Below are 13,892 nucleotides of genomic sequence, written 5' to 3'. Positions count from 1 at the left end.
ACATCATTTTTAAAAGTATAATGTTTCAGAATTTAGGCAAAACAGAAAAATACGGATACTTGCTTTTTGCGATTCCAGCCTTGTTTTTTTTGTTGAGCCCTGCAAAATTTCCAGCTGACGACGGATTCTTTTATCCGCAAATAGCCCATAATTTTGTGAACGGACTAGGCTTTAAATTCAACGATATTTATCCTACAAATGGTTTTCATCCCTTGTGGATGGTGGTGTGTATCATTTCAGATTTTATAATACCTATTCCTAAACAGGAAATGATTTATATACTATGGCTGATACAAATTATATTGTTCTTTTTAAGCATAAAATATCTGCAGCCTTTGTTTAAAGACGGAGGAATTGGGAAAATAGCTGGAGTAGGATTTTTGGCGTTGGTTTTTTTCTCAGTTGGAACTTTATATTTAACAGAGGCGCACCTTAATTTATTTTGCATTGCATTACTGCTCAACTTGCTGATAAAAGGCAAATCAGTAAACGGATGGCTTCTGGGACTTGCAACCAGTATGGTGTTTTTATCCCGGCTAGACAATGCTTTTGTCCTGATATTTTTAGGATTATATTGTTTATCCGGTGATACAAGGCCCAAAATGGGAGACCTGATAAAAGCTGCAGGAGTTTGTATCGTGCTTGTTGGCGGATACTTACTGTACAATAAATTTGAATTTGGGAATATGGTTCCGATAAGTGGGAGAATAAAATCAAGTTTTCCCTATGCTGAAGGTTCTGTTTTTGGAAATTTGTGGGGAACCATCTTTCTTGTTTCAAATGTATTGTATGCAATATTACTTTCCTTTGTGAAGGTTGATTTTAGAAAATTAAAATTATACTTCATTGCTGGGGCTGTCGTACAGTTATTATATAACCTATACTTTCAGTCACAGATCGGACAGTGGTATTTTGTAATGCAGATGTTGGCTGTGGCCTTTATGCTGAATGATATTGTAAATGTATGTTTACGAAAGTTCAGTATTAAACAAAGCAGTATAACAATAGGAGTTTTACTGATAGGCTGTACTGCTTTTTTGAGTTCTGTTTCTTATGTAAAGGCCAATACGAATATGAGTTTAGGATATAATGCAGGAGGAGATAATGAAGAAATAAGAGAAGTCAAAAAAGATAAGGTACAAAGTATTGCAGAAGATCTGAAGAAAAATCTTCCGGCAGGATCAAGGGTTTTTACCTATGATATGCCAGGGAAATTAGCATTTTATTCAGATCTGCAGATCATCCCAGCGGATGGACTGGTAGCAGATAAAAGCTTTTTTGGAAAGATTACATCATTACCTTTTGAAAAATATCTGGCGGAGAATAATATTCAATATGTTTTACTGCCAGCGGGATTTCAGAAAAAAGGAACGATGACATTCATAGGAATTGAGGCTGTTAATGAAAAAGGTACTGTTTCTTATAGAGCTAGAAGCAGTTTTCTAAAGAAGAATGTTAGTAAAATACAGATAACGGATTTCGATCTTGTTACAACTTTTCCTAACCCTCTTAAAGTATGGCAGCCGGACTATGATACTGTAATATTGCTGAAGCTTAAAAAAGAACAATAGATAAAGTTTGCTCTTTGATGCTTGTTAAGTGTTCAATCGGGATAAATGATTTATCCGTTTGAAGCTAAGAAAAAAATATTAAAATAAAAGATTTAGAAATAAAGAATAAAACATTTTTTATGTCAAATAAAAATAAAACAAGTAGATTTAATAAAATAACCATCGGTTTAGCTTCACCCGAGTCTATTTTACAGGACTCAAGAGGGGAGGTTTTAAAGCCGGAAACTATTAACTACAGAACTCACAAGCCTGAAAGAGACGGGCTATTCTGTGAGAAAATCTTTGGTCCTGTAAAGGATTACGAATGTGCTTGTGGTAAATATAAGAGAATTCGTTATAAAGGGATTGTTTGTGACCGTTGTGGAGTAGAAGTTACTGAGAAAAAAGTAAGAAGAGAGAGAATCGGGCACATCAACCTTGTAGTTCCAATTGCACACATCTGGTATTTCCGTTCATTACCAAACAAAATCGGATACCTTCTTGGAATTCCTTCTAAGAAATTAGATATGATCATCTACTACGAAAGATACGTAGTGATTCAACAAGGTATTGCTAAGAAATTAGACGGTTCTGATTTCGAAAATATGGAATTCCTTACAGAAGAAGAGTACCTTGATATCATGGAAACTCTTCCTGTAGAAAACCAATATCTTGACGATTCTGATCCAAACAAATTCATCGCCAGAATGGGTGCTGAAGCTGTTGAAGATCTATTAAAAAGAATCGATCTTGATGCATTGTCTTTCGACTTAAGACATAAAGCTCACAACGAAGGTTCTAAGCAAAGAAGAACTGAAGCTCTGAAAAGATTGAACGTTGTAGAAGCATTGAGAGGTGCTAATACAAGAATGATCAACAGACCGGAGTGGATGATTATGCGTGTACTTCCTGTTATCCCACCAGAACTAAGACCATTGGTTCCATTGGATGGAGGACGTTTCGCAACTTCTGACTTAAATGACCTTTATAGAAGAGTTATTATCAGAAATAACCGTTTGAAGAGATTATTGGAGATCAAAGCTCCTGAAGTAATCTTGAGAAACGAGAAGCGTATGCTTCAGGAATCAGTAGATTCATTATTCGATAACACAAGAAAATCTTCTGCAGTAAAATCTGAATCAAACAGACCATTGAAATCACTTTCTGATTCATTGAAAGGTAAGCAAGGTCGTTTCCGTCAGAACTTACTAGGAAAAAGGGTTGACTACTCTGCGCGTTCGGTAATTGTTGTAGGTCCAAACTTACAGCTTCACGAATGTGGTATTCCTAAAGATATGGCAGCTGAACTTTACAAACCGTTTATCATTAGAAAACTAATCGAGAGAGGAATTGTAAAAACAGTAAAATCTGCGAAGAGAATTATTGATAGAAAAGAACCGGTAGTTTATGATATCTTAGAAAACGTGATGAAAGGTCACCCTGTTCTATTGAACAGAGCACCTACGCTTCACAGACTAGGTATTCAGGCTTTCCAACCTAAGATGATCGAAGGTAAGGCAATCCAATTACACCCGTTAGTAACAACAGCATTCAACGCCGATTTCGATGGTGACCAGATGGCGGTACACTTACCGTTAGGACCAGAAGCGATCCTTGAAGCTCAGTTATTGATGTTAGGTTCTCAAAACATCTTGAACCCTGCAAACGGTTCTCCAATTACAGTACCATCTCAGGACATGGTTCTTGGTCTTTATTTCATGACTAAAGAATTGAGCTCTACAGAAGATATGAAAGTAAAAGGAGAAGGTCTTGCATTCTATTCTCCTGAAGAAGCGGAAATCGCTTATGCAGAAGGTAGAGTATCTTTAAATGCTAAAGTAAGATGTAGACTTCCTATTAAAGAAGACGGAGAAATCGTAACAAGATTGATCGAAACTTCTGTTGGTAGAATCTTATTCAACCAGATTGTACCTAAGCAGTCAGGATATATCAATGAACTTCTGACTAAGAAATCATTGAGAAACGTTATCGGTAAGATCCTTGCTGATACGGATTTCCCTACAACTGTGAAGTTCCTTGATGCAATGAAAGATCTAGGATATTCAAATGCATTCAAAGGAGGTCTGTCATTCTCATTAGGGGATATCGTAGTTCCTGTTGAGAAAAAGCAAATGATTGCTACTTCAATTGAAACTGTAGACGAAATTAGAGCTAACTATAACATGGGTCTAATTACCGATACAGAACGTTATAACCAGGTAATCGACGTTTGGACAAACACCAACGCCGGATTAACTGAAATGATCATGAGCAGAATGAAAACTGACCAAGGTGGGTTCAACTCTGTATACATGATGCTTGACTCTGGAGCGAGGGGTTCTAAAGAACAGATCCGTCAGTTATCAGGGATGAGAGGTTTGATGGCGAAACCGCAAAAAGCCGGTTCTACCGGAGCGGAGATCATCGAAAACCCGATCCTTGCAAACTTTAAGGAAGGTCTTTCGATTCTAGAGTACTTTATCTCTACCCACGGTGCTCGTAAGGGTCTTGCGGATACCGCTCTTAAGACAGCCGATGCTGGTTACTTAACGAGAAGATTGGTAGACGTTGCACAGGACGTTATCGTTACAGAAGATGACTGTGGAACATTAAGAGGTACTGAAGTTACTGCACTTAAGAAAAATGACGAGATCGTTGAAAGAATCTCTGAAAGAATCTTAGGTAGAGTTTCTCTTCATAATATCTATGACCCTGAATCTGACGAGTTAATCGCTAGTGCAGACCAGGTGATCATCGAAGAATTGGCTAAGAAAATTGAAGCAGCAGGTTTAGAAGCTGTTGAGGTTCGTTCACCATTAACTTGTGAAGCTAAGAAAGGGATCTGTGCGAAATGCTACGGTAGAAACTTAGCAACAGGTAAAGTAATCCACATGGGTGAAGCGGTAGGTGTAATTGCAGCACAGTCAATTGGGGAGCCGGGAACTCAGCTTACGTTGAGAACTTTCCACCAAGGGGGTACTGCAGGAAACGTATCAGAAAACCCATCGATTGTTGCAAGAAGAGACGGTATCGTTGAAATGGATGAAGTAAGAACAATTACTTCTGAAGATGAAAGCGGTAATACAGCTGAAGTTGTAGTTTCACGTTCAACAGAATTCAGATTAGTTGCTGATAACGAGTCAAGAACTCCGTTAATGGTAGCTAACGTACCTTATGGATCTATATTAGCTGTAAAACCAGGTGATAAAGTGAAAAAAGGTGATACAATCTGTAGATGGGATCCATATAACGCGGTTATCATTGCTGAAACTTCAGGTAAGGTAGAATACGAGGATATTATCCAGGGTATTTCATTCCAACTTGAAATTGACGAACAAACAGGATTCGAAGAGAAAGTAATCTCTGAATCTAGAAATAAGAAAGCCGTACCTACCTTGAAGGTGGTAGATTCTAAAGGAGTTGAGCAGAAAGCTTACAACTTACCGGTAGGAGCCCACTTAATGGTAAACGATGGTGAAAAAATTAAGGCTGGTAAAGTCTTAATCAAGATCCCAAGAAAATCTGCAAAAGCAGGGGATATCACCGGAGGTCTTCCGAGAGTTACCGAACTATTCGAAGCAAGAAACCCTTCAAACCCAGCGGTTGTTACTGAAATCGACGGGGTAGTTTCTTACGGAAAAATTAAGAGAGGTAACCGTGAACTTATTGTTGAGGCTAAAACTGGAGAAAGAAAAATTTATTTAGTTAAATTATCCAACCAGATCTTAGTACAGGAGAATGACTTCGTAAGAGCAGGTTCTCCACTTTCTGACGGTTCTATCACACCGGAAGATATTCTAAGAATTAAAGGCCCAACTGCCGTTCAGGAATACTTAGTAAACGAAATTCAGGAAGTTTACCGTCTACAAGGGGTAAAAATCGACGACAAGCACTTCGAAATCATCGTAAGACAGATGATGACAAAAGTATCTATCGTTGATGGAGGTGATACTCAATTCCTTGAAGGAGCTCTTGAACATAAGTATGACTTCCTAGAAGAAAACAATAGAGTATTCGGTCTTAAAGTAGTAGTAGAAGCTGGTGATTCTAAAGAATTCAGACCAGGTCAGATGATTACTGCAAGAGAATTAAGAGATGAGAACTCTAAGTTGAGACGTGAAGATCAAAGCTTGGTAGAAGTAAGAGAAGCTCTTCCTGCTACAGCAACTCCTGTATTACAAGGTATTACAAGAGCAGCCCTTCAAACGAAATCGTTCATGTCTGCAGCATCATTCCAGGAAACAACTAAAGTTCTTAACGAGGCAGCAGTTGCTGGTAAAGTTGACGCTCTTGGTGGTCTTAAAGAAAATGTAATTGTAGGTCACAGAATTCCTGCAGGTACAGGTCTTAAAGAATATCAGAATGTTATCGTAGGTTCTAAGAAAGAATTCGAAGACCTTAACTAAAATTAATGATTTGAAATTTGGGATTTGAATTTATTTTTATATTTTCACAATCTCAAATTTCGAATTTTAAAAACATAATTTATAACAATGGACAACAATCAAAATCCACAAGACGGAAACATCAACATCGAATTAAACGAAATGGTAGCTGCTGGAGTTTATGCTAACTTAGCATTGGTAAACCACTCTCCATCAGAATTTGTAGTAGACTTTATTCAGTTGATGCCAGGTGTTCAGCAAGCTAAAGTAAGATCAAGAATCATTCTTGCTCCGCTTCACGCTAAAAGAGTATTAAGCGCTCTTCAGCAGAACATCGCTAATTACGAGCAGCAGTTCGGAGAAATTAAAGAAGTTGAGCCTTTCGTATTAGGTGGAAACAACGTACAAGCGTAAGATTTCTTTTACAATAAAATAAGATGCCCCGGTTTTTACCGGGGTATTTTTTGTGGTATACTCGTATATCTGAAGTAGAATTAGGTAGTGTTTTTTTCGGAATTTAAAATATTTATGATGTTATGTTTTATTAAATTTAAAACTTATTATCTTTTGTTAATTTTTTTTAATAAAATAAAAAAATAGCTTAGCAATACTTCATTTTCATATTTTTGTCTTTAGAAAAGTAGAAAGTATGATTACGATTAACGACTCATTTGTCCTTAATAAGTTTAGTTTTTTGGGAAGTGACTTTCTCAACGAACTTCAGCGTGAAGCTATTATGACCGATATAAAAGCAAAAACTGAAATTATAAGGGAAGGACAAAAAAATAAATATGTCCCTTTTTTAATAAGAGGCTCCATTAAAGTGTACACTCTTAATGACGGGAGAGAGCTTATTTATTACTTCATCAAGCCTAATGACAGCTGTCTGATGACTTTCTCTTCCATTTTTGCAGATTATGTGAGCAGGGTATATGCCATTGCTGAAGAAGATTCTGAAGCACTCTTGATTCCTGTTTCTGTAATGCATGATTGGCTGATCAGGTTTCCGGAGATCAATAAATTATTTTATCGTGAATATGACCGACGTTTCTCAGAAGTTATGAATATGGTGAATGATGCCGTTTTTCACAGACTTGATAAAAGAGTTTTAAATCACATCAAGCAACAAATTTCAGCGACTGGAAACAATCCCTTAAAGATTACCCACCGTGAAATTGCAAGCAGCCTAGGTACTTCCAGAGAAGTTGTAAGCAGAGTATTAAAAAAAATTGAAAGTGATGGTGAAATCCTTCAGACCAAAGAAGGGATAAAAGTCACTGTAAATGAAAATGTTAGACTAATCTAATTTATATTGTTTTAAAAGTTTTTGTTTTATCATTGATAAAAACAATTTTGATGGTGACTTTTATCACCTATTTTTGAATTGATAACTTGATAAGTTTGTCATATGATAATTTAATTCAAATTGTAATATGACAAAAACTCTCTTATTTTTGTCGGTATTTTCATCAGTTTTTGCCTTTGCACAGGAAGATCTGCTGAAAGATATTGACACAATCAAAACCAGTACAGAAACCTCACAACCCGCCTTTAAAGCGCTGCAGATTGTCACCGGACAATCCACCAAACTGGCAGCAAAAAAAGAATGGTATATTATTGTAGCCCACAGGTTCGGAGATGTAAGTACTGGGTTCAAAAACTTTTTTGGCCTTGATAATGCTTCTACCAAGCTGGGAGTGATCTATGGCATTACCGATGCTGTTTCTGTAAGTCTGTCCAGAGAAACCAATATGAAGACTTTTGAAGGGGCTGTAAAATATAAACTTATCAAACAAAGTGAAAGCTTTCCCGTAGATATTGTCGGTTACAATGTGATGGGAGCAAATACCGACCTGAGTAAAGATAATTATCCTCACCTGAAATTTAGTGACCGGCTTTCTTACCTTACACAAGCTTTGATTTCCAGAAGGTTTAGCGATAAATTTTCACTGCAGCTTACCCCTTCCTATGTTCACAAAAACCTTTACGAACCAAGTATTGAAGATAAAAACCAATTTTTGGCAGGCTTAGGCGGACGCTATAAAATTTCAAAGAGAGTTTCTGTAAATGCGGAATATTTCGTCAACTTTGATAATCACAGTTTCTATAAAAATCCTTTATCATTAGGAGTAGACATAGAAACCGGGGGACATGTTTTCCAGCTGTTATTTACCAATTCCCAGATTAATTCAGATATCGGATATCTTACCAATGCTTCAGGAAATTGGGGAAAGGGACATATTTTCTTTGGGTTTAACCTTTACAGAGTTTTTTAATATGAGAAAGTTAACCTACCTATCAATAGTATCCGCAGTAGTGATGCTTGTAGCTTGTGAAAGCAGAACCTATGAAGAAATTTCAGACAATACTCCTATCACTGTCCCTGTAAATTATACCCAGGATGTAAAACCGATTGTAGACAACAATTGCATAGGATGCCATTCAGCAGGAAGTTTTAAACCCCTCGTTACCTATGACCAGGTGAAAAATAATATTGATGGAATTCTGGATCGGATTCAAAGACCGAACGGTGACCCGTTAAAAATGCCTAAAGGAGGCTCCTTATCTGCAACACAGATCAATATTTTCACAAAATGGAAAGCAGACGGATTAACTGAAAACTAAAAATATTTGATATGAAAAAACTTGTATTATTAAGCGTATCTCTGTTGATTACAGGTTATGCTTCAGCACAAAAATATAGTTCTAAAACCGGTAAGGTAACTTTTGAAGCATCAGTACCGTTATTTGACGATATCTATGCTCAGGATGATAGTAACCTTGTTGTTTTTAATGCTGATACAGGAGAAATGGCATCTATTTCTGCAGTTAAAAACTTTCATTTTAAAACCAAATTAATGGAAGAACACTTCAATGAAAATTATGCAGAAACGACGAAATATCCGAAGACAACCTTTAAAGGAAAAATTAGCAATTTCGACAAAACAAAGCTCACTGCAACTCCACAGAAATATACCGTTCAGGGAACCCTTAATTTTCATGGTGTTGATAAAGCTGTAACTTCTTCCGCAACAATATATTTGAAAGACAATAAAATCTATATGCAGGGAGGTTTTATAGCCAGACCAGCAGATTATAAAGTGACAATTCCAAAGGTGGTAACAAAAAAAATCGCAGAGAATGTAAATGTAGAATATAATTATGCAATGATAAAACAATGAGAAGCTTAATCCTATTATTAACCTTATTCCTGAGTTCATGGTGTATGGCTCAGGAAAAAGCGAAGTCAATCTTTGATATTGCCAGAAGTGGAACCGTTGCTGAAGTAAAAGAATTGATGAAACAGGATTCGGGGATTATCAATCAAACCAACGAGAATGGCTTTTCGCCCCTTATCCTGGCTTGCTACAGAGGAAATGCAGAAGTTGCAAAATTCCTTATTGAGAATGTAAAAGATGTGAATTACAGGAGTAATGAAGGTACAGCATTAGCAGGGCTTGCAGTAAAGTACAACAAAGAACTGGCAGAATCTTTATTGAAAAAAAATGCAGACCCCAATATCGCTGATGCTACAGGATACACCCCGTTATTCTGGGCTGTCAAATTTGGAAACAAAGAACTGGTAGAATTGCTGCTTCAATATAAAGCAGATAAATCAAAAAAAGATTCAATGGGAATGACTCCTTTTGAATACGCATTACAAACCAATAACAAAGAAATCATTAACCTCTTAAAAAATTGATATGAAAAAAGTTTTACTAACCATTACTTTTGCTCTTGCCAATTTAGCATGGGCACAGTTTACAACCGGAACAGTGAGTTTGTCGACCGGTATGACCGTTAAGCTTGACACTAGTCCTACTACAGTTACGATGACTCTTACAGGGCCAGATACGTCATATTTAGGGGTAGGATTCGGAGGTACCGGAACCACCGGAGGAATGGGAAGTGGAGTGGACGGATTTATTTATAATGTCAATTCTACTTCAAACACGAATATTGATTACTCTTTTGCCGGTGTGGGAATACCTCCTAGCCCAGATGCTATACAAGACTGGACGATTACTTCAAATACTACCTCGGGAGGAACCAGAACGATTGTGGCGACCAGATCTCTTGCAGGAGGGGCCGGAGATACAGTATTTGCTAATAATACAAGCCCAATCAATATTTTCTATGCCAAAGGATCTACCACTACAATTGCTAACCATGGATTCGGAACGGCTAACAGAGGCTACGCAATTTTAAGCAGGGCAGTACTAGGCACCACTGAAGCTGTTGCGGAAAGCAAAAAGCTGATTCTTTACCCAAATCCTGCAAAATCAACAGTAAGCTTCAAAAACTTTGATAAAATAAAATCTGTAGAAGTTTATGAAGCAACAGGAAGAAAAGTAAAATCCATACAGCTTGATAATGAGAGTATCAATGTGAATGATCTGCAATCAGGAAATTATTATTTTGAGATCAGGTTAAAAGATGGCAGCACATCTTACGAGAAACTGATAAAAAAATAAAAAAACACACCTAAATATTAAAAAAATAATACCTCTGATTTTTCAGGGGTATTGTTGTTTTACAGGTTGATGGAGATCTTAAAATACTTTATTCTAAAGGGATTGAACGATTTTTAATATCTTTGTGTATACACCGGATATCTATGAAAATTCCTTTTGAAAAATATAATCCTTCCTGGAGAAAACAGTTTCAATCGATAAAAAATGAGCTGGAAGAAAGTATCGGTTTTTTACATCCCGAAATAGAACATATAGGAAGTACATCGGTAGAAGAATTATCTGCCAAACCTGTTATTGATATGATGATTGGGGTGAAGGATGAAAAGGAACTGGATGAAATTCCATCTTTACTGCGGGGGCAGGATTACGTTTATTATGAGAAATATAACGAAGATATGCCTTATCGACGTTTCTTTATTAAACTTACAGATAAACCCCATAATTTAGGATTGCCGGAAGTTATTTATTCAAAAGACGAGATTCCTGAGAAAATTCACGACCACCAGTTTCGTAAGGCGCACATTCATGTGATTCCTGTTTCTTCAGAACACTGGCTTCGCCATATTGCCTTTCGTAACTATCTGCGGACGCATCCGGATGTGAGAAGGGAATATCAGCAATTAAAAGAAGAGCTGAGCACAAAAGAATGGTTCGACGGAAATGATTATAATCAGGGAAAAGATTCGTTTATAAAAAGAGAAGAGAGGAAAGCCGTGCAATGGTATTTAACACAGCATAAAGAATAATTATTAATATTTTGACTCATGAGAAAAGACCTGAAGGACATTGCCCGTCAATTTGCAAAATCCACCATCCTCAATGATTTTATAGAATATGGAGGAGTCGCGGCTGCAATTGAAACGGCAGATGGAAATGTATACACGGGGATCAGCATAGATACAGCCTGTTCCATGGGATTCTGTGCAGAACATAGCGCTGTAGCTGAGATGTTAAAAAATGGAGAACGCTATATCAAATCGGTGGTGGCAGTAGGAAGCGACGGTAATGCAGTACCTCCCTGCGGACGTTGCAGAGAATTGATGAGCCAATTATCCAAAGAGAATCTCAATGCTATCATAGAAGTTAAAAACGGAGTATTTGTAACCTTAAAAGAACTGATGCCTTACGACTGGAAAGAAGATCTTGACAGAGAGTGGTAACCTTTAATCTAATAATTTAAAATATCAATGGAATTTAAAACCTTAGCAGATAATACAATAGAAGAAATTTTAGCAGTATTCAATCTTTCGTTTTCAGATTATGTCATTCCTTTTCATTTATCAAAAGAGCAGCTGGTTTCCAAAATTGAGGCGGAGAAAATAGATTTGAATTTTTCCGTAGGTGCCTTTGAAGACGGGCAGCTGGCTGGATTTATTCTTCAGTCGGAAAAAACAGAAAACGGAGAAAAAATTATTTACAACGGTGGAACCGGAGTCGTACCGGAGGTTAGAGGGAAAGGGCTGGTAAGAAAAATGTATGATTTTATCATTCCTCTTTTAAAAGAGAGAAATGCCAATGTCTTGCTTCTTGAGGTGATTGAAGAAAATCAACGTGCCATCAGAGCCTATGAAAATCTGGGTTTTACCATTGTACGAAAACTGCTTTGCTTTAAAGGAGAGATTAATCCGGCTAAATATAATGAGGAGATATCTGTACGTGATCTGAAGGATTTCCAATGGGATACATTGCGTTCTTTCTGGGACATTGAGCCTTCATGGCAGGGATCCGTTTTTGTACTGGATCCAATACCTGAAAGCTATATTGCTTTAGGCGCTTTTAATGATGAAAAGCTGGTAGGATATATCATTTATAATCCGGCAGCAAAAAAGGTATACCAAATTGCGGTAGATAAAGAGTACAGAAAACAGGGAATAGGAGCCAGGCTTTTTAATTCCATTAAAGATACTCCTGAAGGGCAACCTGTTTCTTTAAATAATGTAGACAGCTCTTCAAAAAATACTGATAAATTTCTTAGTGAAAAAGTAGGGCTTACTAACTGGTTGTCACAGTTTGAAATGAAGCGATCTATTTAATTGATAGTAAATTTTTAAGCGAAAAGATCTGTTTTAATATACTTTTAATCTATTAAACTTTTCAGGGAGCAATAGAGAATGTAACTTTGCCAAAAATTAAAATAATGAAGCGCGGAATACATTTTTTACTGCTGTTTTTTTCTTTAACGGCTTTTGCTCAGCAAGTCACTCCAGATACGGCTCAGGTTGTTATTCCTGGTCGTCAGAATAGTGCAGAAGCACAATCAAAACCTTATGTAATTATGATATCTACAGATGGTTTCCGATATGATTATGCTAAAAAATATAATGCTGAGAATCTGCTGAGACTTTCAGATAACGGGGTGCAGGCAAAAGCAATGATCCCGAGTTTTCCAAGTATTACTTTTCCTAATCACTGGAGTCTAATCACGGGGCTTTATCCTTCTCATCACGGCTTGATTGATAATTTTTTCTATGATTATAAAAGAAAAGAAGTCTATGCGATGAGCAATAAAAAAAATGCGGAAGATGGAAGCTGGTATGGAGGAACTCCATTGTGGGGACTGGCAGAAAAGCAGGGAATGGTATCTGCCTCTTTAATGTGGGTAGGATCTGCCAGTGATGCCGGAGGAATAAGACCAAGTTATTATTATCCGTATCACGAAAAATTCACCCCTTCTGAAAAAGTAGACAAAGTAGTAAACTGGCTGAAGCTTCCTGAAGATAAAAGACCCCATTTTATTTCATTATATTTTCCTGAAGTAGATGGAAGCGGGCATCATTTTGGACCGGATGCAAAAGAAACTGAAACGGCTGTTCACCTTATTGATCAGGCTGTTGGAGATTTGGTGCAGAAAGTAAATAAATTAGGATTAAAGAATGTCAACTTTGTATTTGTTTCCGACCATGGAATGATAAAAGTGGATGGTGGAACTCCTCTTGAAATTCCGGCTCTTCTTTTTGATAAAAACAGATTCGATTTTTATAACTCGCAGACATTATTAAGAGTATATGTGAAAAATGCTGATGAGGTAAAAGCTGTTTACAAAGAATTAAAAGCCCATAAAACAGATGATTACACCGTTTATCTGGATAAAAGGCTTCCTCATTATTTGCATTTTGCCACAAGAGATGATAAATATAACAGAATAGGTCAGATTCTTCTTGTTCCGAAAGCTCCCAAAATATTCCTGGAAAAAGGAAAGAAGACATCTGTTGGAAAGCATGGGTATAATCCGAGATTAGTCCCGGAAATGAAAGCAACTTTCTTTGCCTGGGGTCCGGAATTCAAAAATCATCAGGTAATCAATGAATTTTCCAATGTCAATGTTTATCCTATGGTGGCTGAAATTTTAGGATTAAAAATTGAACAGCCTATCGACGGAAAACTGAAAGTGTTGAAAGAAACATTGAAAGAAACGAAATAAGATCAATATTCATAAAAACAAAAGCTTCGGCGCACCAAAGGTGCGCCGAAGCTTTTTATAT

Annotated in this window: 13 protein-coding genes; all 13 read left to right on the top strand. The window is 36.9% G+C overall.

The features are described 5' to 3' along the window. Nucleotides 1-20 precede the first annotated feature (20 nt). The 13 genes from EG342_RS02205 (at nucleotide 21) to EG342_RS02145 (ending at nucleotide 13,831) form a co-directional block, all read left to right on the top strand. Entirely contained in the window at nucleotides 21-1,571 is a 1,551-nt protein-coding gene (locus tag EG342_RS02205) for a hypothetical protein (RefSeq protein WP_103291906.1), read from the top strand. Between the two features lie 119 nt (nucleotides 1,572-1,690). After that, the gene (gene rpoC / locus EG342_RS02200) at nucleotides 1,691-5,956 is read left to right on the top strand and encodes a DNA-directed RNA polymerase subunit beta' (RefSeq protein WP_103291907.1); all 4,266 of its coding nucleotides are present in this window, start codon (nucleotides 1,691-1,693) and stop codon (nucleotides 5,954-5,956) included. An 87-nt stretch (nucleotides 5,957-6,043) separates the two neighbouring features. Next, a complete protein-coding gene (locus EG342_RS02195; RefSeq protein WP_034723398.1) occupies nucleotides 6,044-6,349 on the top strand; it encodes a DUF3467 domain-containing protein in 306 nt (101 codons plus the stop codon). Between the two features lie 235 nt (nucleotides 6,350-6,584). Next, complete coding sequence (locus EG342_RS02190; RefSeq protein WP_103291908.1) at nucleotides 6,585-7,241, top strand: Crp/Fnr family transcriptional regulator; 657 nt, start codon at nucleotides 6,585-6,587, stop codon at nucleotides 7,239-7,241. 127 nt (nucleotides 7,242-7,368) lie between these two features. Continuing rightward, complete coding sequence (locus EG342_RS02185; protein ID WP_103291909.1) at nucleotides 7,369-8,211, top strand: DUF5777 family beta-barrel protein; 843 nt, start codon at nucleotides 7,369-7,371, stop codon at nucleotides 8,209-8,211. Between the two features lies 1 nt (nucleotide 8,212). After that, nucleotides 8,213-8,560: a hypothetical protein gene (locus tag EG342_RS02180; protein WP_246008722.1), complete on the top strand. Its 348-nt coding sequence runs from the start codon at nucleotides 8,213-8,215 to the stop codon at nucleotides 8,558-8,560. Between the two features lie 11 nt (nucleotides 8,561-8,571). After that, nucleotides 8,572-9,117: a YceI family protein gene (locus EG342_RS02175; RefSeq protein WP_103291911.1), complete on the top strand. Its 546-nt coding sequence runs from the start codon at nucleotides 8,572-8,574 to the stop codon at nucleotides 9,115-9,117. Continuing rightward, nucleotides 9,114-9,638 carry an ankyrin repeat domain-containing protein gene (locus EG342_RS02170; RefSeq protein WP_103291912.1) on the top strand — a complete coding sequence of 175 codons (525 nt, stop codon included), beginning with the start codon at nucleotides 9,114-9,116 and terminating at the stop codon, nucleotides 9,636-9,638. The genes EG342_RS02175 and EG342_RS02170 overlap by 4 nt, the downstream gene beginning before the upstream one ends. Before the next feature lies 1 nt (nucleotide 9,639). Continuing rightward, complete coding sequence (locus EG342_RS02165) at nucleotides 9,640-10,410, top strand: T9SS type A sorting domain-containing protein (protein WP_103291913.1); 771 nt, start codon at nucleotides 9,640-9,642, stop codon at nucleotides 10,408-10,410. Between the two features lie 143 nt (nucleotides 10,411-10,553). Continuing rightward, complete coding sequence (locus EG342_RS02160) at nucleotides 10,554-11,156, top strand: GrpB family protein (protein ID WP_103291914.1); 603 nt, start codon at nucleotides 10,554-10,556, stop codon at nucleotides 11,154-11,156. 18 nt (nucleotides 11,157-11,174) lie between these two features. Next, entirely contained in the window at nucleotides 11,175-11,570 is a 396-nt protein-coding gene (locus EG342_RS02155; RefSeq protein ID WP_103291915.1) for a cytidine deaminase family protein, read from the top strand. A 27-nt stretch (nucleotides 11,571-11,597) separates the two neighbouring features. Continuing rightward, entirely contained in the window at nucleotides 11,598-12,443 is an 846-nt protein-coding gene (locus tag EG342_RS02150; protein ID WP_103291916.1) for a GNAT family N-acetyltransferase, read from the top strand. Between the two features lie 104 nt (nucleotides 12,444-12,547). Next, nucleotides 12,548-13,831: an alkaline phosphatase family protein gene (locus EG342_RS02145; RefSeq protein WP_103291917.1), complete on the top strand. Its 1,284-nt coding sequence runs from the start codon at nucleotides 12,548-12,550 to the stop codon at nucleotides 13,829-13,831. Nucleotides 13,832-13,892: the final 61 nt, after the last annotated feature.

Origin of the sequence: Chryseobacterium lactis (genome assembly GCF_003815875.1) — a bacterium.
Classification (GTDB): domain Bacteria; phylum Bacteroidota; class Bacteroidia; order Flavobacteriales; family Weeksellaceae; genus Chryseobacterium; species Chryseobacterium lactis.
This window is presented reverse-complemented; position numbering and strand designations above follow the sequence as displayed.

Bases quoted from the DNA above. Each gene is read 5' to 3' on its own strand.
- EG342_RS02155 (WP_103291915.1), top strand. From the start codon at position 11,175: ATGAGAAAAGACCTGAAGGACATTGCCCGTCAATTTGCAAAATCCACC.
- rpoC (WP_103291907.1), top strand. From the start codon at position 1,691: ATGTCAAATAAAAATAAAACAAGTAGATTTAATAAAATAACCATCGGT.
- EG342_RS02195 (WP_034723398.1), top strand. From the start codon at position 6,044: ATGGACAACAATCAAAATCCACAAGACGGAAACATCAACATCGAATTA.
- EG342_RS02175 (WP_103291911.1), top strand. From the start codon at position 8,572: ATGAAAAAACTTGTATTATTAAGCGTATCTCTGTTGATTACAGGTTAT.
- EG342_RS02150 (WP_103291916.1), top strand. From the start codon at position 11,598: ATGGAATTTAAAACCTTAGCAGATAATACAATAGAAGAAATTTTAGCA.
- EG342_RS02165 (WP_103291913.1), top strand. From the start codon at position 9,640: ATGAAAAAAGTTTTACTAACCATTACTTTTGCTCTTGCCAATTTAGCA.
- EG342_RS02205 (WP_103291906.1), top strand. From the start codon at position 21: ATGTTTCAGAATTTAGGCAAAACAGAAAAATACGGATACTTGCTTTTT.
- EG342_RS02145 (WP_103291917.1), top strand. From the start codon at position 12,548: ATGAAGCGCGGAATACATTTTTTACTGCTGTTTTTTTCTTTAACGGCT.
- EG342_RS02185 (WP_103291909.1), top strand. From the start codon at position 7,369: ATGACAAAAACTCTCTTATTTTTGTCGGTATTTTCATCAGTTTTTGCC.
- EG342_RS02190 (WP_103291908.1), top strand. From the start codon at position 6,585: ATGATTACGATTAACGACTCATTTGTCCTTAATAAGTTTAGTTTTTTG.
- EG342_RS02160 (WP_103291914.1), top strand. From the start codon at position 10,554: ATGAAAATTCCTTTTGAAAAATATAATCCTTCCTGGAGAAAACAGTTT.
- EG342_RS02170 (WP_103291912.1), top strand. From the start codon at position 9,114: ATGAGAAGCTTAATCCTATTATTAACCTTATTCCTGAGTTCATGGTGT.
- EG342_RS02180 (WP_246008722.1), top strand. From the start codon at position 8,213: ATGAGAAAGTTAACCTACCTATCAATAGTATCCGCAGTAGTGATGCTT.